General features: G+C 69.8%; 16 protein-coding genes. 10 read left to right on the forward strand and 6 right to left on the reverse strand.

Translation table 11 applies throughout. The annotated features are described in order from the left end of the window. Positions 1–150: 150 nt before the first annotated feature. Complete coding sequence (locus JHD77_RS23615; RefSeq protein WP_003104795.1) at positions 151–2,028, reverse strand: sigma-54-dependent Fis family transcriptional regulator; 1,878 nt, start codon at positions 2,026–2,028, stop codon at positions 151–153. 331 nt (positions 2,029–2,359) lie between these two features. Here JHD77_RS23615 and JHD77_RS23620 point away from each other — a divergent pair, with 331 nt between their 5' ends. The 6 genes from JHD77_RS23620 to JHD77_RS23645 are packed head-to-tail and all read left to right on the forward strand — an operon-like array spanning position 2,360 to position 8,460. Next, positions 2,360–3,160, forward strand: a complete 801-nt coding sequence (locus JHD77_RS23620) for an SDR family NAD(P)-dependent oxidoreductase (RefSeq protein WP_003104791.1) — start codon at positions 2,360–2,362, stop codon at positions 3,158–3,160. Next, on the forward strand, positions 3,157–4,197 hold the full coding sequence (locus JHD77_RS23625; RefSeq protein WP_031756875.1) for an ATP-NAD kinase family protein: 1,041 nt from the start codon (positions 3,157–3,159) through the stop codon (positions 4,195–4,197). Before JHD77_RS23620 ends, JHD77_RS23625 begins: the two co-directional genes overlap by 4 nt. A 22-nt stretch (positions 4,198–4,219) precedes the next feature. Beyond that, positions 4,220–5,194 (forward strand): thiamine pyrophosphate-dependent dehydrogenase E1 component subunit alpha, encoded by a 975-nt coding sequence (locus JHD77_RS23630; RefSeq protein WP_003093507.1) that lies wholly within the window; start codon positions 4,220–4,222, stop codon positions 5,192–5,194. A 32-nt stretch (positions 5,195–5,226) separates the two neighbouring features. Next, complete coding sequence (locus tag JHD77_RS23635; protein ID WP_003104786.1) at positions 5,227–6,246, forward strand: alpha-ketoacid dehydrogenase subunit beta; 1,020 nt, start codon at positions 5,227–5,229, stop codon at positions 6,244–6,246. Then, positions 6,243–7,355 carry an acetoin dehydrogenase dihydrolipoyllysine-residue acetyltransferase subunit gene (locus tag JHD77_RS23640; protein WP_016562280.1) on the forward strand — a complete coding sequence of 371 codons (1,113 nt, stop codon included), beginning with the start codon at positions 6,243–6,245 and terminating at the stop codon, positions 7,353–7,355. The genes JHD77_RS23635 and JHD77_RS23640 overlap by 4 nt, the downstream gene beginning before the upstream one ends. A 43-nt stretch (positions 7,356–7,398) precedes the next feature. Beyond that, positions 7,399–8,460: a 2,3-butanediol dehydrogenase gene (locus tag JHD77_RS23645; RefSeq protein WP_223656448.1), complete on the forward strand. Its 1,062-nt coding sequence runs from the start codon at positions 7,399–7,401 to the stop codon at positions 8,458–8,460. An 83-nt stretch (positions 8,461–8,543) separates the two neighbouring features. Here JHD77_RS23645 and JHD77_RS23650 read toward each other — a convergent pair whose 3' ends face one another. From JHD77_RS23650 to JHD77_RS23660, 3 genes are all read right to left on the reverse strand, one after another. Next, positions 8,544–9,212, reverse strand: a complete 669-nt coding sequence (locus tag JHD77_RS23650) for a TIGR04211 family SH3 domain-containing protein (RefSeq protein WP_003104779.1) — start codon at positions 9,210–9,212, stop codon at positions 8,544–8,546. A gap of 437 nt (positions 9,213–9,649) precedes the next feature. After that, on the reverse strand, positions 9,650–10,957 hold the full coding sequence (locus JHD77_RS23655) for an NtaA/DmoA family FMN-dependent monooxygenase (protein WP_003104777.1): 1,308 nt from the start codon (positions 10,955–10,957) through the stop codon (positions 9,650–9,652). A 67-nt stretch (positions 10,958–11,024) separates the two neighbouring features. Further along, positions 11,025–13,109, reverse strand: a complete 2,085-nt coding sequence (locus tag JHD77_RS23660) for a TonB-dependent receptor (RefSeq protein ID WP_023083970.1) — start codon at positions 13,107–13,109, stop codon at positions 11,025–11,027. A gap of 255 nt (positions 13,110–13,364) precedes the next feature. On the opposite strand from JHD77_RS23660, the gene JHD77_RS23665 reads away from it, so the two are divergent. Continuing rightward, positions 13,365–14,153 carry an IclR family transcriptional regulator gene (locus JHD77_RS23665; protein ID WP_003119004.1) on the forward strand — a complete coding sequence of 263 codons (789 nt, stop codon included), beginning with the start codon at positions 13,365–13,367 and terminating at the stop codon, positions 14,151–14,153. A 6-nt stretch (positions 14,154–14,159) separates the two neighbouring features. Here the strand turns inward: JHD77_RS23665 and JHD77_RS23670 are convergent, their stop codons facing one another. Beyond that, positions 14,160–14,957 (reverse strand): ABC transporter ATP-binding protein, encoded by a 798-nt coding sequence (locus JHD77_RS23670; RefSeq protein WP_003093530.1) that lies wholly within the window; start codon positions 14,955–14,957, stop codon positions 14,160–14,162. 126 nt (positions 14,958–15,083) lie between these two features. Between JHD77_RS23670 and fepB the strand changes: the two genes are divergently transcribed. From fepB to JHD77_RS23685, 3 genes are read left to right on the forward strand one after another with little or no spacing between them, the layout of a single operon-like run. Beyond that, on the forward strand, positions 15,084–15,989 hold the full coding sequence (gene fepB / locus JHD77_RS23675) for a Fe2+-enterobactin ABC transporter substrate-binding protein (RefSeq protein ID WP_003093531.1): 906 nt from the start codon (positions 15,084–15,086) through the stop codon (positions 15,987–15,989). A 30-nt stretch (positions 15,990–16,019) separates the two neighbouring features. Then, positions 16,020–17,042 (forward strand): FecCD family ABC transporter permease, encoded by a 1,023-nt coding sequence (locus tag JHD77_RS23680; protein WP_003118181.1) that lies wholly within the window; start codon positions 16,020–16,022, stop codon positions 17,040–17,042. After that, the gene (locus JHD77_RS23685; RefSeq protein WP_012613559.1) at positions 17,039–18,070 is read left to right on the forward strand and encodes a FecCD family ABC transporter permease; all 1,032 of its coding nucleotides are present in this window, start codon (positions 17,039–17,041) and stop codon (positions 18,068–18,070) included. Before JHD77_RS23680 ends, JHD77_RS23685 begins: the two co-directional genes overlap by 4 nt. 9 nt (positions 18,071–18,079) lie before the next feature. Here JHD77_RS23685 and JHD77_RS23690 read toward each other — a convergent pair whose 3' ends face one another. Beyond that, a complete protein-coding gene (locus JHD77_RS23690; RefSeq protein WP_003101310.1) occupies positions 18,080–18,796 on the reverse strand; it encodes an SDR family oxidoreductase in 717 nt (238 codons plus the stop codon). Between the last annotated feature and the right edge of the window lie 151 nt (positions 18,797–18,947).

Genomic DNA, 18,947 nt, shown 5'->3' on the forward strand with positions numbered 1-18,947 from the left:
TTCCTCCGTAGGCTCCTGGCGGGGCGCGACCGAACGGGTTGCGCCGCTGCCCGGAACGCTACAGGGAAAGCCCACCGGCATTAACGGGGCAAGGCTCAAGGCTGGTTTTGATTTTCCGCGCTTGACGACTGCGCCGGCCGCCGGCGCACCTCAGTCGTCCGCCTGGCCCGGCATGCGGATGCCATGCCGGCGCACCCGCCGATACAGGGTCGCTCGCGAGATACCCAGTTCCCGCGCCGCGGCCATGGGTTTCCAGCGATGCCGCACGAGGGCGTCGAGCAGGGCGTCGCGCTCCGGACCGCCGCCGCTCTCGCACGCACTGGCCGGTGTCCGGCCTTCGCCACGCAGCTCTGCCGGAAGGTCGGCGAGTTGCAGGGTGGCGCCGCCGCACAGCGCGCAGGCGTAGCGCAACACATGCCGCAACTGGCGGACATTGCCCGGCCAGCGATAGCCGAGCAGGCATTCCAGGGCTGCCTCGCCGAGTTCGATGCGTACGCCGCAGTGCGCGGTTTCCTCGTCGAGGATGCGCCGGATCAGCGCCAGCCGGTCGCTGCGTTCGCGTAGCGGCGGCAGTTCGAAGCGGGCGCCGCCGAGGCGGAAGTAGAGATCCTCGCGGAAGCCGCCGGCCGCCACCAGCGCCGCCAGGTCGCGGTGGGTGGCGCAGATCACCTGGATATCCACAGCCTGCCGGCGCGCAGCCCCCAGCGGCGCCACCTCGCCCTCGGCCAGCACGCGCAGCAGGCGGGTCTGCAGGCCCAGCGGCATGTCACCGATCTCGTCGAGGAACAGGGTACCGCCATCGGCCTGCTGGAGCAGGCCGCGCATCCCTTTCGCCGCCGCGCCGGTAAAGGCTCCGCCAACGTAGCCGAACAGCTCGCTCTCGATCAGGCTTTCGGGAATCGCCGCGCAGTTGAGCGCGACGAAGGGTTTGTCGCGACGGGCGCTGGCCTGGTGCAACTGGCGGGCGAAAACCTCCTTGCCGGCGCCGGTCTCGCCCTGGATCAGCACCGGCAGGTTGCGGTCCTTGACCCGCACCGCCAGGCGCAGGCTTTCGGCGATGCGCGGGTCGAGCGCAGCGTCGTCGGGCACCTCGCGCTCCAGCCGCCGCGCCTTGGCCCGCGGCGCGCTGAGACGCACGTGCAGCTCGCCGGCCTGGCCGCGCAGCAGGCACGGCGCCTGGTCGGCGGCGGCGTGCAGGGCGTCGAGGTCGAACACCTCGCCGATGTGGCTCGGCACCTGCCCCAGGCGCTGCCGCAGGTAGTGCCGCGCCGCCGGGTTCAACGCCAGCAGGCGCCCATCGGCGTCCCAGGCGAACAGGTAGTCCGGCTGGCTGTCGACGTAGCCCGGCGCACGGTGCGCGCGCAGCACCCAATGGCCCTGGGCGCTGTGCATGAAGAAGGCGTTCTCGATCTCCCGCGCGCTCTGCGCCACCATCTGCCGGATCAGATGCTGGCTACGGCGGTCGTCCGGCGATTGCACGGCGGAAACGTCGAGCACACCGAGCAACTCGCCCTGCGGATCGAAGACCGGCGCCGCGGAACAGGTCAGGTCGATGAAGGCGGCGCGGAAGTGATCGCGCTTGTGCACCGTCACCGCAGTCCTGTCGGTGAGTACGGCGGCCACCCCGCAGGTACCCTCCTCGCCTTCCGACCAGCAGGTGCCGAGGTACAGCCCGGCCTTGCGGCAGTCGTTGCGGATGGTCGACTCGACACGGTAGTCGATGGTCCGCCCCTGGGCATCGGTGAGCAGTACGCAGTAGTCGGCATCGCGCACCCGTCCATGCAGTCGCGCCACCTCTTCGCTGGCGATGCGCAGGAACAGTTCGGAACGCTCGCGACATTCGTCGAGGAGGGTCTGCGAGAGAATCCGCGGCCCTTGCAGGGACCCCGGGTCGAGACGGTGCTGCTCCATGGAGCGGCGCCAGGAGTCGAGGATCGGCGTCGGCACCGGCGCCTGCGGCAGGCGCGCGGCGTTCCTCAGGACACGGCTGACACAGTCCACATGGTCCTTCGAGTGTGCGGAAAGCATGGGGCCTCCGTTGCTCGGCATCTTGTTGTTGTGCCGCCCATTAAGCGCCCATCGGCGACCCTCGACAAGCGCCGGGCCGCCACAGCCGACGACTGAGACGGAGCGTCTCAGCGTCTCGCCGGGAACCCGTGCGCGATGACATGGGTTGTCTCGCCGGACGTCGCCCCGGCGGTCGCCGGCCTTCCCATGCCGGCGCTCTACGACGGGACTTCCGGCCGCCACGCCGCAACCTGGCATCGGCCTTGCTCCAGCCACGGCGACGGCAGGGCGGACTGTCCGCTCCTCCCAACGCCCTGCCGCATACACCTACAAGAACAATCAGAGGTGAAGCATGCACGCTACGTCGTCCGACGATTTCTCCCTGTCTTCCCGGGTCGCGCTGGTGACCGGCGCCGGACGCGGCATCGGCCGGGGCATCGCCCTCGCCCTGGCGCGCGCCGGCGCCGACGTGGCGGTGGCCGACCTCGATCCGCAGGTCGCCGAGGAAACCGCCGCCGCGATCCGCAGCCTCGGTCGCCGCAGCCTGGCCCTTGGGGTCGACGTCAGCGACGGCGACAGCGTCCGGGCGATGGTCGAGCGGGTCGCCACGGAGTTCGGCCGGCTCGACGTGGCGGTGAACAATGCCGGGGTGATCAGCATCCGCAAGGTCGCCGAACTCAGCCTCGCCGACTGGGACCGGGTGATGAACGTCAACGCCCGCGGCGTGTTCCTCTGCTGCCAGGCCGAACTGCCGCTGATGCAGGCGCAGCGCTGGGGGCGGATCGTCAACCTGTCATCGATCGCCGGCAAGGTCGGTCTCCCCGACCTCGCCCACTACTGTGCCTCGAAGTTTGCCGTGATCGGTTTCAGCAATGCCCTGGCCAAGGAGGTCGCGCGCGACGGGGTGACGGTCAACGCGCTCTGCCCGGGAATCGTCGGCACCGGAATGTGGCGCGGCGAGGACGGCTTGTCGGGCCGCTGGCGGCAGGCCGGCGAAAGCGAGGCGCAGTCCTGGGAACGCCACCAGGCCAGCCTGCTGCCCCAGGGCGAGGCGCAGACCGTCGAAGACATGGGCCAGCTCGTCGTCTACCTGGCCTGCGCGCCGCACGTCACCGGCCAGGCCATCGCCGTCGACGGCGGATTCTCGCTATGACCCCGCCCTCGCCGATCGTCGGCATCATCGCCAACCCGGCCTCCGGTCGCGACCTGCGTCGCCTCACCGCCCATGCCGGGCTGCACTCCAGCACCGACAAGGCATCGGTGGTGCAACGCCTGCTCGCCGCCTTCGGCGCCACCGGCATCCGCCATGCGTTGCTGCCGCCGGACATGACCGGCATCGCCGCCGCCGTGCTCCGGGCCAGCCAGACCCGCCAGGCCCGCGACGGCCACTGGCCGTTCCTGGAGTTCCTCGACATGCCGCTGCGCCAGAGCGTCGAGGATACCCGCCTGGCGGCGCGGCGCATGGTCGAGCGCGGCGTGGCGCTGATCGCCGTGCTCGGCGGCGACGGCACGCACAAGGCAGTGGCCGCCGAGGTCGGCGACGTCCCCCTGCTGGCGCTGTCCACCGGGACCAACAACGCCTTCCCGGAGCTGCGCGAAGCCACCGGCGCGGGGCTCGCCGGCGGCCTCTGCGCCAGCAACCGGGTGCCGCCGGAGATCGGCCTGCGACGCAACAAGCGCCTGCTGGTGCGCGAGCCGCGCCGCGGGCTCTGCGAGTGGGCGCTGGTGGACGTCGCGGTGTCGCCGCAGCCGTTCATCGGCGCCCGCGCCATCAGTCGCGCCGAAGACCTCGCCGAAGTCTTCGTCAGCTTCGCCGAACCCCACGCCATCGGCCTTTCGGCGCTTTGCGGACTGTGGTCGCCGGTGAGCCGCGAGGAGCCCCACGGCGCCTGGATGCGCCTGCATCCGGACGCCCGCGAGAGCCTGCTGGTGCCGCTGGCGCCGGGCCTGCTGGTGGGCTGCGGGGTCTCTGCCGCCGGCTACCTGCAACCCGGCGTGGCCCACGCACCGAGCCTGTCCAGCGGGACCCTGGCGCTGGACGGAGAGCGCGAGATCGAGTTCAGCGTCACCGACCGCCCGAGCATCACCCTCGACCCTTCCGGCCCGTTCAGCGTCGATGTGCCGGCCACCCTCGCCTACGCCGCCCGCCATCGCCTGCTGGCCGGCCAGCGAACCCCGATGACCCCGTGAAGACAACCTGGAGAACAACAAGATGTCCACTCTGAGCACCGACCAACTGCTCCATGCCTACCGCGTGATGCGCACCATCCGCGCCTTCGAGGAACGCCTGCACGTCGAGTTCGCCACGGGCGAGATACCCGGCTTCGTCCACCTCTACGCCGGCGAGGAAGCCTCCGCCGCCGGCGTGATGGCGCACCTGCGCGACGACGACTGCATCGCCTCCACCCATCGCGGCCACGGCCACTGCATCGCCAAGGGCGTAGACGTGCACGGCATGATGGCGGAAATCTATGGCAAGAAGACCGGGGTCTGCCAGGGCAAGGGCGGCTCCATGCATATCGCCGACCTGGAGAAAGGCATGCTCGGCGCCAACGGAATCGTCGGCGCCGGCGCGCCGCTGGCCGCCGGCGCCGCGCTGGCGGCCAAGCTGAAAGGCAGCGATGCGGTGGCGGTGGCCTTCTTCGGCGATGGCGGCTCCAACGAAGGCGCGGTGTTCGAGGCGATGAACCTGGCCGCGGTGTGGAACCTGCCGTGCCTGTTCGTCGCCGAGAACAACGGCTATGCCGAGGCCACCGCGGCCAACTGGTCGGTGGCCTGCGACCACATCGCCGACCGCGCCGCCGGTTTCGGCATGCCCGGGGTGACCGTCGACGGCTTCGACTTCTTCGCCGTCCACGAGGCTGCCGGCGCCGCCATCGAGCGCGCCCGCGCCGGCGAGGGGCCGTCGCTGATCGAAGTCAAGCTGACCCGCTACTACGGACACTTCGAGGGCGACGCACAGACCTACCGCGATCCCGACGAAGTAAAGCACTACCGGGAAACCCGCGACTGCCTCAAGCAGTTCCGCGAACGCACCTGCCACGCCGGCCTGCTCTCCGCCAGCGACCTGGACGCCATCGACGCCGAGGTCGAGGCGCGCATCGAGGATGCCGTGCAGCGCGCGAAGAACGATCCCAAGCCGGAGCCGGACGACCTGCTGCGCGACGTCTACGTGTCCTATCCCTGAGCCGCCCGAAAACAAGAACGAGGAGAACCATCATGGCGAGAAAGATCAGCTACCAGCAGGCCATCAACGAGGCGCTGGCCCAGGAAATGCGCCGCGACCCGAGCGTCTTCATCATGGGCGAAGACAATGCCGGCGGCGCCGGCGCGCCCGGCGAGGACGACGCCTGGGGCGGCGTGCTGGGGGTCACCAAGGGCCTCTACCACCAGTTCCCCGGCCGCGTGCTGGATACCCCGTTGTCAGAGATCGGCTATGTCGGCGCCGCGGTCGGCGCCGCCACCCGCGGCATGCGCCCGGTGTGCGAACTGATGTTCGTCGACTTCGCCGGTTGCTGCCTGGACCAGATCCTCAACCAGGCCGCCAAGTTCCGCTACATGTTCGGCGGCAAGGCGGTCACCCCGCTGGTGATCCGTACCATGGTCGGCGCCGGCCTGCGCGCCGCCGCCCAGCATTCGCAGATGCTCACTTCGCTATGGACCCACATCCCCGGCCTCAAGGTGGTCTGCCCGTCGTCGCCCTACGACGCCAAGGGCCTGCTGGTCCAGGCGATCCGCGACAACGACCCGGTGATCTTCTGCGAGCACAAGCTGCTCTATTCGATGCAGGGCGAGGTACCCGAGGAGCTGTACAGCGTACCCTTCGGCGAGGCGAACTTCCTCCGCGACGGCGACGACGTCACCCTGGTGACCTACGGCCGCATGGTCCACCTGGCGCTGGACGCCGCCGCCAGCCTGGCGCGCCAGGGCATCTCCTGCGAAGTACTGGACCTGCGCAGCACCAGCCCGCTGGACGAGGACAGCATTCTCGAAAGCGTGGAAAAGACCGGCCGCCTGGTGGTGGTCGACGAAGCCAACCCACGCTGCTCGATGGCCACCGACATCGCCGCGCTGGTCGCCGAACGGGCCTTCTCCGCGCTGCGCGCGCCGATCCGCCGGGTCACCGCGCCCCATACGCCGGTGCCTTTCTCCGACGCCCTGGAAGACCTCTACATCCCCGACGCGGCGAAGATCGAGGCAGCCGTGCGCCAGGCCCTGGAAGGGAGGGACGCGGCATGAGCCGGATCCATACACTGACCATGCCCAAGTGGGGCCTGTCGATGACCGAGGGTCGGGTGGACGCCTGGCTCAAGGAAGAGGGCGCGCATATCGAGAAAGGCGACGAGGTGCTCGACGTGGAGACCGACAAGATCTCCAGCAGCGTCGAGGCGCCCTTCTCGGGCGTGCTGCGGCGCAAGGTGGCGCGCGAGGACGAGACCCTGGCGGTCGGCGCGCTGCTCGGCGTGGTGGTCGAGGGCGAGGCGAGCGACGAGGAGATCGACGCACTGGTGCAACGCTTCCAGGCCGAATTCGTACCCGCCGACGAGGACGCTGGGGATAGCGGACCGGCACCGCGGAAAGTCGAGCTGGACGGGCGCCTCCTGCGCTATTTCGACCGCGGCGAGGGCGATCCGGCGCTACTGCTGATCCACGGTTTCGGTGGCGACCTGAACAACTGGTTGTTCAACCACGAGGCGCTGGCCGCCGAGCGGCGGGTGATCGCTCTAGACCTGCCGGGCCACGGCGAGTCCGGCAAGGCCCTGGTGCGCGGCGACCTCGATGAACTCAGCGGCAGCGTGCTGGCCCTGCTCGACCACCTCGACCTGGAACAGGTACACCTGGCCGGTCACTCCATGGGGGGAGCGGTGGCGCTGAACTGCGCGCGCCTGGCGCCGCAGCGGGTGCTGTCGCTGAGCCTGATCGGCAGCGCCGGCCTCGGCGAGGAGATCAACGGCGACTACCTGCGCGGCTTCGTCGAGGCGGCCAACCGCAACGCGTTGAAGCCGCAACTGGTGCAGTTGTTCTCCGACCCCGCGCTGGTCACCCGGCAGATGCTCGAGGACATGCTCCGCTACAAGCGCCTGGAAGGCGTCGATGCGGCCCTGCGCCAGTTGCTGGACAACCTGTTCGCCGACGGTCGCCAGCGCAACGACCTGCGTGCCGTGGCGAGCGACGGCCGCCAGCCGGTCCTGGCGATCTGGGGCAGCGATGACGCGATCATCCCGGCGCGGCATGCCGAGGGCCTGCCAGCCCAGGTGGAGATCATTCACGGACAGGCGCACATGGTGCAGATGGAAGCCGCCGAGCAGGTCAACCGCCTGCTGCTCGACTTCCTCCGCCAGCATTGAGGAGACGACCGACATGAACAGTTCCCCGCAAGCCAACGCGGCGATGCGCGCCGCCGTCTGGCACGGCCGCCACGATATCCGCGTGGAAGACGTGCCGCTCCCGGCCGAGCCGCCGCCCGGCTGGGTGCAGATCCGTGTGCACTGGTGCGGCATCTGCGGCTCCGACCTGCACGAATACCTGGCCGGCCCGGTATTCATCCCCGTGGAGGCGCCGCACCCGCTCACCGGCCTCAAGGATCAATGCATCCTCGGCCACGAGTTCAGCGGCGAAATCGTCCGCCTCGGCAACGGCGTGACCAGCTTCGCCGTCGGCCAGGCGGTCGCCGCAGACGCCTGCCAGCATTGCGGCACCTGCTACTACTGCCGGCATGGGCTGTACAACATCTGCGAGAACCTGGCCTTCACCGGGCTGATGAACAACGGCGCCTTCGCCGAATACGTCAACGTACCGGCCAACCTGCTCTACGCCCTGCCGGCCGGATTTCCCAGCGAGGCCGGCGCGCTGATCGAGCCGCTGGCGGTGGGCATGCACGCGGTGAAGAAGGCCGGCAGCCTGCTCGGGCAGAACGTGGTGGTGGTCGGCGCCGGCACCATCGGCCTGTGCACCATCATGTGCGCGCGCGCCGCCGGCGCGGCACAGGTGATCGCCCTGGAGATGTCCTCGGCGCGCAAGGCCAAGGCCCTGGAGGTCGGCGCCAGCCAGGTGCTCGACCCCTCGCGGTGCGACGCCCTAGGCGAAATCCGCGCCCTCACCGGCGGGCTTGGCGCCGACGTCAGCTTCGAATGCATCGGCAACAAGCACACCGCCAAGCTGGCCATCGATGCCATCCGCAAGGCCGGCAAATGCGTGCTTGTGGGAATCTTCGAGGAGCCCAGTGAATTCAATTTCTTCGAGCTGGTTTCCACCGAGAAGCAGTTGCTCGGGGCCCTCGCCTACAACGGCGAGTTCGCCGACGTGATCGCCTTCATAGCCGACGGCCGCCTCGACATCGCACCGCTGGTGACCGGTCGCATCGGCCTGGAAGAAATCGTCGAGCGCGGTTTCGAAGAGTTGGTGAACAACAAGGAGCACAACGTGAAGATCATCGTCTCGCCGGGCGGCTGACGCTTCAGCCCTTGTCGCGCTTGCGACACAGCCCCGCGGCCGGCGGGGCTTGCTTTACGAAACGCAGAGACGCGGGCGGAGGCTCAGAACCACTTGTCGTTGCGCTTGCGCCGCACCCTCAGCAGCGACGGCAGGATCAGCCCGGCGAACAGGCCGGCGCCGGCGATGCTGCCGCCGTAGACCATGTAGCGCATCAGCACCTGCTTGTTCTCGTCGCCCAGTTGCGCCTGCACCGCACGCAGGTCGGAGCGGGCCTTGCCGAGCTCGGCGTCCAGGTTGCTGCGCGCCGCCTGCAATTCGTCGATCAGCTTCTTGCGCGTGTCGAGGGTTTCCTGCATGCCCTGCACGCGGGTCTTCCAGGTGTCGTTGATGCCGTCCAGCTCGGCGGTCAGGGCGGCCACCTTCTGTTCCAGTTGCGGCAGGCGCTCGGCCTGGCCGGGAACCTCCTGCAAGTCGCGGCTGGGAATCCACACGGTGCTGCCGTTCTCGCCGCGCACCTGGCTGTAGTTGCCCTGGGTGCCAAGCAGCTCGACCTTCTGCCCGGAGGTGAGGGTGCCGACGATGCGATAGCCATCGGTGGGGCCGCTGCGCACGAAAGTGGTCAGGCTGTCGCTCACCCAGCGCGCGTTGCCGGTCGCCTCCTCGGCCTGCGCCGGGGCGCCGGCCGCCAGCAGGCCGCCGAGCAGGCAGGCTCCGATGACGCGGTTCTGGAACGGGGAAAGAGCGGCGGGGATGCGACGGGATAGGGACATGGCAATCTTCACATGGCGAGAGAACGAAACCCGCAAAGGGGAGCGAAAAAGCCGGCCAGTCGAATTGTTATGGACAAGCGCGCGACCGGGGCGGGGCTACCGCATGGCCAAGGGCCATGCGCCCGGCCCGGTTGGGCCGACGGCTGACAGACAGCGCTCGGGGCGATTGAGTTCACTCGTTTCCGCAGGAATGGATGGATGGTTGTAACAGCAGAATGCCAGGCCTGCCGACGGCCAGCGCTGCCCAGGCTGCGACCTGTCCGGATGATCCCCGGGGTACGACGGTATCTACGCCAAGGCAGAGGCTCCCTCGCCTGTACCACGTCCCACCGGTCGGATGGCGTGCTGCGATACAGCGGGCCCGTCAGGCGGCCAATCCGCAGGCGGTCACTCGCTCGCCATCGCCGCCAGGACGCGGCCGTCGCCGGCCCTTTCCATCATTCCTCTGCCAGGTGCCCGGCGAAGGTAGTGGCGCTGTAGCGCTCGCGGAACAGCCCCTTTTCCACCAGGCGCGGCACCACCTGTTCGAGGAACAGCCGCAGCGAGCCGACCGAGCCTCCCGGCGCGGCGATGAAACCGTCCATGGCGCCGGCGGCGGCCCAGTCGACGATCTGCTCGACGGCATCGTCCACCGTACCGATGACCTGCCAGTGCGCCGCGGAAACCACCTCGGGGCGCAGCAGCAACTGGTCCAGGCGTAACGTCTCGCGCTCGATCAGGCGCCGCAGCAGGTCGGTGTGGGTGCGGCTGCCGGGGTTGGCCACCGGCGGCGGCAGGTCGGCCGCGGAAATCGGCCGGTCCAGCGGCCAGTCGCTGAGGTCGAGGCCGAGCATCTGCCTGATCGTGGCGAACTTGCGCGCGCGGTCCAGGCGCGCGTGGGTCTGCATGAAGATTTCCCGCGCCTCCTCGCGGCTCTCCGCCAGGTACAGGCTGAAGCCCGGCAGCAGGCGCACGTCGCGCGGCGAGCGACCGTGGCGTTCGGCGCGGCGGGAAAGGTCGCGGCGCAGTTCCAGGGCAGCCTCCTTGTCCGGGGTCGGCGCGAACACCAGGTCGGCCACCGAGGCGGCGAAGTCGCGCCCGCTCTCGGAGGCGCCGGCCTGCACCAGGGGAATCCGCGCCTCGCCGAAGGCCGGCAGGTTGAGCGGTCCCTTGACCTTGAGGAATTCGCCGTCGTGGTCGACCGGGTGCACCCGGGAAACGTCGGCGTAGCGGCCGCTCTCGCGGTCGACCAGGAGTGCCTCGCGGGGGAAGCTGTCCCACAGGTCGTGCACCAGCCGGGTGAACTCGGCGGCGCGCGCGTAGCGCTGCTCCGCATCGGGCATCGCGTCCAGGCCGAAGTTCTCGTGGCCCTGCAGCGCGGTGACGATGTTCCAGCCGGCGCGGCCGTTGCTGATCCAGTGCAGCGATTGCAGCTGCCGGGCCACCACGTAGGGCGGATAGAACGTGGTGGAGACCGTCGACACCAGGCCGATCCGCGAGGTTTCGCGGGCGACCGCGGCAAGCAGTACGGTGGGATCCAGGCTGGCGAAGCCGGAGCCGGTCTCCAGCACGTCCAGTGGCAGGCTGCTGACGTCCGGGCGAAACACGAAGTCGAGGTGGGCGGCTTCGGAGCGCCTGGCGATGTCGACGGCGAAATCGCTGCCGAAGATGCCTTCGATATTGCTGTCGGGGCGCCGCCAGGCATCGCCGCTGAGCCAGGTGGGGGCCAGCGACATGCCGATGTGCAGGCGTTTCGGGGTACTCATCGTGCCAATCTCCTGTATGGGCTCTGGGGCTGGGCCGGCCCTGCGCGGGGCCGGCTTCTCGGGGCGCCTAGAAGGTGCCCTTGATGCCGATGCCGAGGGTCCGCGGCTGCGTCATGCTCGCCTCGATGCCGCCGATCCCCCGGTTTTCCTGCATGTAGGTGGGCGAGCGGTCGTCGAACACGTTCTTCACGTAGCCATAGAGCTGCACCTGGTCGTTGAAGCGGTAGCTGGCGCGGGCGTCGGTGAGGGTGTAGGCCTTGATCGAGTAGGCCTTGGTGTTGGCGGTGTCCGAGTAGTAGCCGTCCAGGTAGCGCACCTGGGCGTTCAGGTTGAGGCGCTCGGTGACGTCCCAGCTCGGTCCGAAGCTGAGGGTATAGCCCGGCGAGCGGGCGAACTCGTTGTGCTCGTAGCCGGTATTGCCGGACATCTCGTCGATCCGGGTGCGTAGCACGCCGGCGCTGGCCTTCAGCCGCAGGTCGTCGCGCAGGCGATAGTCGAGGTCCAGCTCCATGCCGTAGGCGTGGGCCTTCTCGGCGTTGATGGTGTACGACTGCGCCACCCCCGGCGAAACCACCACCGGGATGTTGTACTGGGCGTCCTTGAAATCCATGAAGAACAGGTTGCCGTTCAGCAGCAGGCGGCCGTCGAGCAGGCTGGCGCGGGTGAACAGTTCGTAGTTCCAGATGGTTTCTTCCTTGAAGTAGGCCCAGTTGCGGGTGGTCAGGTTGAGCGACACGCCGCCGGGGTTGTAGCCGCGGCTGACCAGGCCGCCGACGGTCCAGTCCGGGGTCGCGGCGAAGGCCAGGGAGACTTTCGGCAGGAAGGCCGAGAAGGTCTTCTGGTAGTCCAGCGGACGCGGCGCCAGCACCGAGTTGCCGCTGCGCTCGATGCGATCCTCCTGGTAGCGCAGGCCGGTGGTCAGGGTCCAGCGGTCGCTCAGGCGGTAGTTCAGCTCGCCGAACACACCGAGGTTCTTCTTCGTGTCGTCGAAGGCCGACAGCCCGCGCAGGTGCAGTGTCTCGTCGGTGCGGGTGCGGGCGTAGTAGACCCCGCCCATGCCGCTGATCCGGTCCTCCTGCTCGCCGAAGCTGATCCGCGATTCGTTGGAGGCGTTCTTCTGGCGGATATCGGCGTCGCCCTCGCCGCCCGCGCCGGTGGTGCGGTGCACCGAGGACAGCGAGTACTGCGCCTGGTTGAACAGGCGGATGCCGTTGTCGAGGTCATAGGCGACGTCAAGGATGCTGGTGTTGGTGTCCTGCTCCCAGCTGGGCATGGTGGTCGAGCGATGGTCGAGCTTGTCGAACGGGCGGGTCGCCGCTTCCTGGGTCGGGCGGTTGCTGTCGTTGTGGGAGAAGGTGAACTTGCTCTCCAGGCCCGGAATTCCGCTGGGCAGCCAGAGCAGCTTGGCGCGCGCGTTGAGGGCGCGGAAGTCCTGGTCGGTGCCGCTGTCCTGGAACTTCGGGTTGTCGTAGTCGATGAAGGTGTCGCGACCCGCGTAGTCCACCGCCAGGCGCCCGGCGAAGTCCTGCGCCAGCGGGCCGGACACTGCGATCGAGCTGCGCCGCGAATGGTAGCTGCCGATCTCCGCCTGGTAGGCAGCCTCGGGGCTGAAGGTCGGGTCCTTGGTGTTGACGATGATCGCCCCGGCGATGGCGTTGGCGCCCTGGGAGGTGGTCTGCGGGCCGCGGAACACCTCGATGCTGTCGACGTCCCAGACCGAGGTCGCGCCGAAGAACATCTCGTTGTAGTTCAGGTAGTGGCCATCGAGGTTGATCGTCGCCCGCGGCACTGTGCCGCCCCAGAACACGTTCTGCCCGTTGTTCGGGCCCTGGGTGTCCTGGCCGCGGATGATCGGCGCGCCCACCGAGTCGGTGTAGACCACGTTGGGACTGCCATTGATCACCTCGGCGACCGAGGCGTTGCCGGTCTGCTTGCGGTCGATGTCGCGGGCGCTGGTGAGCGATACCGAGGACGCCGTGTCCTTCAGCGAGCGTTCACGTTTCTCGCCGGTCACGACCAGCGCCTCGAGGGCGGCGGGTTCGTCCTCGGCGGGCGGGTTTTCCCGGGCCAGTGCCGATGGCGAGGCGAGCAGGGTGGACAGCGTGACGACGCCGATTCCCCGGTTGAGCTTGCGGTGCGTGCGGGCGTTCAAGGATCTTCTCCAAATGGGAATGACTCTCTTTTCCATTCAGGCTATCACGCCACCAGAACATTCCTCAATGGGGAATAGATTCCTCATTGCGAAATATGAAATCTCCTACGCCCGTCCCTTCCGCGGCGCCCCACCGCCCCGGGGAATCGGTATCATGGGCGCCGCCCGCGCCACCGCAGCGCGGACCGAAGCCTATGGATCAACCGTGGTGAGGAGACCGAGCCGTTGAATACTTCGCAGCCCCCGGCGGACGAGATGCCGGACGCCCCGGGCGAAAAGCGCTCCGGCACCATCCAGTCGGTGTCCATCGCCGCGCGCTTCCTGAAGACCCTGGCCAACGCCGAAGGCGAACTGGCCCTCGGCGAAGTGGCCCGGCGCACCGGCACCGGCGGCTCCACCGCGCACCGCTACCTGCAGAGCCTGGTGAAGGAAGGCCTGGCCCGCCAGGACCCGCTCAGCGGTCTCTACGACCTCGGGCCGGCGGCGCTGAGCATCGGCATAGGCGCGCTGAAGCGGATCGACGCGGTGGATATCGCCGCCCGCCACATGAAGGCCCTGGCCCAACGGCATGCCGCCAGCGGCGGGGTGGCGATCTGGACCGAGCGCGGCCCGACCCTGGTGCGCTGGTACCGCAGCGCCTATTTCTCGATCAACCCGCTGGCCCTGGGCGATATCCTGCCCATCGACAATACCGCTTGCGGCCTGGTGTTCCAGGCCTTCCTGCCGAAGGCCGTGGTCGACGCCGCGCGCAAGCAGCAACCGGCGCACTTCCGCGGCAGCCCGCCGAGCCGCGCGCTGCTCGACGAGGTGCGTGAGCGCTGCTGGGCCGAACTGACCAGCCACCTGCTGTCGAATGTCACCGGCCAGGCGGCGCCGGTGTTCGACGCCCAGCAGGAGATCGTCTGCGCCATGACCACGGTGACCGATCTCGGCCAGTTGCAGTCGGCGGAAGACCGCGACGCGCTGTTCCACGAGGCGCTGCAGGTCAACCAGTCCACCGGTGGCCTGGTACTCCACCCCGGCATGCGGCCGCCGCCGCGCTGAGCCACCTCAGCCCGGCGCGTCGGCGGCGATCCCGCGCGGCACCAGCAGCGGCGTGCCGCTGACCGGGTCGGCGATGATCAACGAGCGCAAGCCGAACACCTCCTCCACCAGACGCTCGGTGAAGATATGCGCCGGCGCGCCCTCGGCGAGGATCGCGCCGTCACGCATGGCGATCAGGTGCGAGGCATAGCGGCAGGCCTGGTTGAGGTCGTGCAGCACGGCGACGATGGTGCGCCCCTGGCGATTCAGCTCGGCGAGCAGTTCGAGCAATTCGATCTGGTGGACGATATCCAGGTAGGTGGTTGGCTCGTCGAGCAGCAGCAACGGGGTTTCCTGCGCCAGCACCATGGCGATCCACACGCGTTGCCGCTGGCCGCCGGAGAGCGCATCGAGCGGTCGCTCGGCCAGGCCGTCGACCCGCGTGGCGCGTAACGCCGCCGCTACCGCGCGCTCATCCGCCGGCGACCACTGGCGCAGGAACGACTGGTGCGGATAGCGCCCGCGCGCCACCAGCTCGGCCACCGTGATGCCATCCGGCGCCAGCGCGCTCTGCGGCAGCAGGCCGAGACGCCGCGCCACTTCCCGTCCCGGCAGGCTGTGGATATCCCTGCCGTCCAGCACCACCCGGCCCTCGGCCGGCGCCAACAGGCGCGACAATGCCGCCAGCAGGGTCGACTTGCCGCAGGCGTTGGGCCCGACGATCACACTGAACGAACCCTCGGGGATGGCCAGCGAGAGATTCCGCGAAACGGTCCGCGCGTCGCGGCGCAAGGTCACGGCGTCCGCGTGCAGGCGATGGGTCATGGGAGGTTCCTGGATAAGAATGGCTCGAATATGTGGAATCGATTCTACATTATGGAATAGACTGCATGAGAAGCATTATCATATGAATCCGTCCGCCCGGCTTCCCCTACAGCGAAAACAGCCTTCATGCCGACCCGCCGCCGCTCCGCCCTGCCGTTACTCGCCCTCGCCCTGAGCCTGTTCGCCACCCTCGCCGCGGCCGGGGAGCCGAAGCCAGCGCGGATCGTCTCCACCACCCCGAGCGTCACCGGCATCCTGCTGGCGATGGACGCACCGCTGGTGGCCAGCGCCGCCACCACGCCAAGTCGCCTGACCGACGCCAAGGGCTTCTTCTCGCAATGGGCGAAGGTCGCCGACCAACGTGGCGTCGAGGTGCTCTACCGCAACCTGCGCTTCGACATCGAAGCGGTGATCGCCCAGGATCCGGACCTGCTGGTCGCCTCCGCCACCGGCGCCGACAGCGCCGCGCCATACCGTGCGGAGCTGGAGGCGCAGGGCGTACCGACGCTGGTGGTCGACTACTCGAAACACAGCTGGCAGGAACTGGCTACCGAGCTGGGCCGGCACACCGGCCTGGAACGCCAGGCGCAGGCCGCCATCCAGCGCTTCGACGCCTACACCGCCGAAGTCGCCGCGGCCATCGCGCCGCCGCAGGGCCCGGTCAGCGTGGTCGGCTACAACATCGCCGGCAGCTATTCCATCGGCCGCCAGGCCAGCCCCCAGGCACGCCTGCTCGAGGCCCTCGGCTTCCAGGTGGCGGAACTGCCGGAGGCGCTGGCGGGCAAGGTGACGCGCGCCTCGGACTTCCAGTTCATCTCGCGGGAAAACCTGCCCGCCGCCATCGCCGGCGACAGCGTGTTCCTGCTCGGCGCCAGCGACGACGACGTGCAGGCGTTCCTCGCCGACCCGGTGCTGGCCAACCTGTCGGCGGTCCGCGAAAAGCGCGTGTACGCCCTGGGCCCCAGTTCCTTCCGCATCGACTACTACTCGGGACGGCAGATGATCGACAACGTCGCCCGCCATTTCCGCTGAGCCATGCGCCCGTTCGCCGGAAGTCCGCTCATGCAGGCGTCCCCGATGCGCCGCCGGCGCCTGCGCGCCTGGGGCCTGCTCGCCGGCGCGCTGCTGCTCGCGCTGGCGGCCCTGGCCAGCCTGGCGCTGGGCTCGCGGCCGGTGCCCCTGGCGGTCACCCTGGACGCCCTGCAAGCCGTCGATCCGCACGATGATCGCCACCTGGTGGTACGCGAACTGCGCCTGCCACGCACCCTGGTGGCGCTGCTGGCCGGCGCGGCGCTGGGAGTGGCCGGCGCGCTGATGCAGGCGCTGACGCGCAATCCGCTGGCCGAACCCGGCCTGCTGGGGATCAACGCCGGCGCGGCGCTGGCGGTGATCGTCGGGGTCGCGCTGTTCGACCTGGCGAGCATGGGCCAGTACCTCGGTTGCGCCTTCCTCGGCGCCGGCCTGGCCGGCATCGCCGTATTCCTTCTCGGCCAGGCCCGCGAGACCGGCACCAACCCGGTGCGCCTGGTGCTGGCGGGTGCCGGCTTGTCGGTGATGCTCGCCTCGCTGACCGGGATCATCGTGCTGAACGCCCCGCCGGAAGTCTTCGACCGCTTCCGCCACTGGGCCGCCGGCTCGCTTTCCGGCAGCGGCTTCGCCCTGCTCGGATGGCCGGGCCTGGCCATCGGCGCCGGGCTGGCCGCCGCCTTCGCCCTCGCCGCCAGGCTCAATGCCCTGGCCCTGGGCCAGGAGATCGGCCGGGCGCTCGGCGTCGACCTGCGCCTGACCTGGCTGCTCGCCTGCCTGGCGGTGATGCTGCTGGCCGGCGCGGCGACCGCCCTGGCCGGGCCGATCGCCTTCGTCGGCCTGGTCGCCCCGCACCTCGCGCGACTGCTGGCCGGACCGGACCAGCGCTGGATCCTGCCTTTCTCGGCGCTGATCGCCGCCGGCCTGCTGCTCGGCGCCGACATCCTCGGGCGGCTGCTGGCGGCGCCGGCGGAGATCGCCGCCGGAATCGTCGCTTTGCTGCTCGGCGGACCGGCCTTCATCGTCCTGGTCAGGCGCTTCCGCCTGAGCCGCCTGTGAACGGTCTCCACGCCCTGCGCCTGGGCTCCCTGTCGCTGCGTTGGCGGCCACGGGCGGCGCTGGCCTGCCTGGTCCTCGCGGGGGTCGGACTGGCGCTGGCGGCGGCGCTGCTGGGGACCGGCAGCCTGGCGCTGGGCCCGGCAGAGGTGTTCGCCAGCCTGCTCGGCCAGGGCCAGGACCCCACCGCCCAGCGCATCGTCCAGCGCGTACGCCTGCCACGGGTGCTCACCGCCTGCCTGGTCGGCGCCGCGCTGGGCATGGCCGGGGCGATCTTCCAGTCGATCTCGCGCAATCCGCTGGGCTCGCCCGACGTCATCGGTTTCACCACCGGCGCCGCCAGCGGCGCCATCGTGCAGATCATCCTGTTCGATGCCGGCCCGCTGGCCACCTCGCTGGCGGCGCTGGCCGCCGGCCTCTGCACGGCGCTGGCGGTGGTGCTGCTGGCGCGCCGGGGCGCCACCGCCGGCGGCTACCGCCTGGTGCTGGTGGGCATCGGTGTCGGCGCCAGCCTGTCGGGCCTGAACAGCCTGCTGCTGGTCACCGGCAACCTCGACCAGGCGATGTACGCCCAGCTCTGGCTGGCCGGCTCGCTGAACACCCGGACCTGGTCGCACGTCGTCCCGGCATCGCTGGGCCTGCTCGCCAGCGTGCCGCTGGCGCTGTACCACGGTCGTCGCCTGGAAGTGCTGGAGCTGGGCGATGCCAGCGCCGCCCAGCTCGGCGTGGCGGTGGAGCGCGTGCGCTTGCAGATGGTCCTGGTCGCCGTCGGCATGACCGCCATCGCCACCGCCGCGGCCGGCCCCATCGCCTTCATCGCCCTGGCCGGCCCGCAACTGGCCCGGCGCCTGACCCGCTCGGCCGGGGTGCCGTTGCTGTCCGGCGCATTGATGGGCGCGGTCCTGCTGCTGGCCGCCGACCTGCTCGGCCAGCGCCTGGCATACGTCGCCAACCTGCCGATCGGCCTGATGACCGGCCTGCTCGGCGGTTTCTACCTGCTCTGGCTACTGCTGCGCAGCCGCCGGATCTGAGCCCCGGCCTCAACGACCGCCCAGGCTGCCGCCGCCGTCGACACCGATCACCTGGCCGGTGACGAACGAAGCGCCCTCGCTGAGCAGGAACTCGATCAGCGCGGCCACTTCGTCCGGCCGCCCGAGCCGCTGCATGGGGATGGTCGAGAGAATCCGCCGTTCCTCCTCGCCGCCGACCGGGCGGGTCTGGCGGAACAGCTCGGTCTCGATCGGCCCGGGCGCCACCGCGTTGACCGTGATGCCCAGCGGCGCCAGCTCCAGCGCCCAGGTGCGAGTCACCCCGACCAGCGCGCTCTTCGCCGCGGCGTAGGCGGTGCGTTCGCGGGCGCCGTGGATCGCCCGGCTGCACAGGTTGACGATGCGGCCCGCCGGCGAACGCTTGAGCCCCGGCAGGCAGGCCTGGGCAAGCTGCACGGCGACCCGCACGTTGAGGTCGAAGACCTGTTGCAGAGCGGCCAGGTCGAGGTTCTCCAGGCTTTGCGGCAAGGCGATCCCGGCGTTGTTGACCAAGGCATCCACGGCGCTTTCCGAGAGCAATCCGCGCAGCGTCTCGGCGGTTTGCGCAGGATCGGCCAGGTCGCAGCACAGCAGACGCCCAGGAAAGTCGTCGCTGGCATGGCGGGCGATGCCCACTACACTCCAGCCGGAGGCCGCCAAGCGCCTGGCCAGGGCCAGGCCGATGCCACGGGTGGCGCCGGTGACCAGCGCGGTACGATGATTCGTCATGACGATTCCCCTGTGTGAAATGGTCCCCCCGACGCCGCACCTTACGCCTCGCCGGCGGCCGGCGACAGCCCGCGGACTTTCTCCGACGCCGCGCTTCGGCGGCAACCCCAGACACTGGCCAGGACCTGCGAGGCCGTTGCCGCGCCCCGCC

The organism is Pseudomonas sp. P20, assembly GCF_016463925.1.
Taxonomy (GTDB): domain Bacteria; phylum Pseudomonadota; class Gammaproteobacteria; order Pseudomonadales; family Pseudomonadaceae; genus Pseudomonas; species Pseudomonas aeruginosa.

Coding starts and splice junctions, on each gene's coding strand:
- JHD77_RS23640 (WP_016562280.1), top strand. CDS start 6,243: ATGAGCCGGATCCATACACTGACCATGCCCAAGTGGGGCCTGTCGATG.
- JHD77_RS23620 (WP_003104791.1), top strand. CDS start 2,360: ATGCACGCTACGTCGTCCGACGATTTCTCCCTGTCTTCCCGGGTCGCG.
- JHD77_RS23665 (WP_003119004.1), top strand. CDS start 13,365: ATGCCGGACGCCCCGGGCGAAAAGCGCTCCGGCACCATCCAGTCGGTG.
- JHD77_RS23645 (WP_223656448.1), top strand. CDS start 7,399: ATGCGCGCCGCCGTCTGGCACGGCCGCCACGATATCCGCGTGGAAGAC.
- JHD77_RS23615 (WP_003104795.1), bottom strand. CDS start 2,028: ATGCTTTCCGCACACTCGAAGGACCATGTGGACTGTGTCAGCCGTGTC.
- JHD77_RS23635 (WP_003104786.1), top strand. CDS start 5,227: ATGGCGAGAAAGATCAGCTACCAGCAGGCCATCAACGAGGCGCTGGCC.
- JHD77_RS23655 (WP_003104777.1), bottom strand. CDS start 10,957: ATGAGTACCCCGAAACGCCTGCACATCGGCATGTCGCTGGCCCCCACC.
- JHD77_RS23690 (WP_003101310.1), bottom strand. CDS start 18,796: ATGACGAATCATCGTACCGCGCTGGTCACCGGCGCCACCCGTGGCATC.
- JHD77_RS23650 (WP_003104779.1), bottom strand. CDS start 9,212: ATGTCCCTATCCCGTCGCATCCCCGCCGCTCTTTCCCCGTTCCAGAAC.
- JHD77_RS23625 (WP_031756875.1), top strand. CDS start 3,157: ATGACCCCGCCCTCGCCGATCGTCGGCATCATCGCCAACCCGGCCTCC.
- JHD77_RS23680 (WP_003118181.1), top strand. CDS start 16,020: ATGCAGGCGTCCCCGATGCGCCGCCGGCGCCTGCGCGCCTGGGGCCTG.
- JHD77_RS23670 (WP_003093530.1), bottom strand. CDS start 14,957: ATGACCCATCGCCTGCACGCGGACGCCGTGACCTTGCGCCGCGACGCG.
- fepB (WP_003093531.1), top strand. CDS start 15,084: ATGCCGACCCGCCGCCGCTCCGCCCTGCCGTTACTCGCCCTCGCCCTG.
- JHD77_RS23630 (WP_003093507.1), top strand. CDS start 4,220: ATGTCCACTCTGAGCACCGACCAACTGCTCCATGCCTACCGCGTGATG.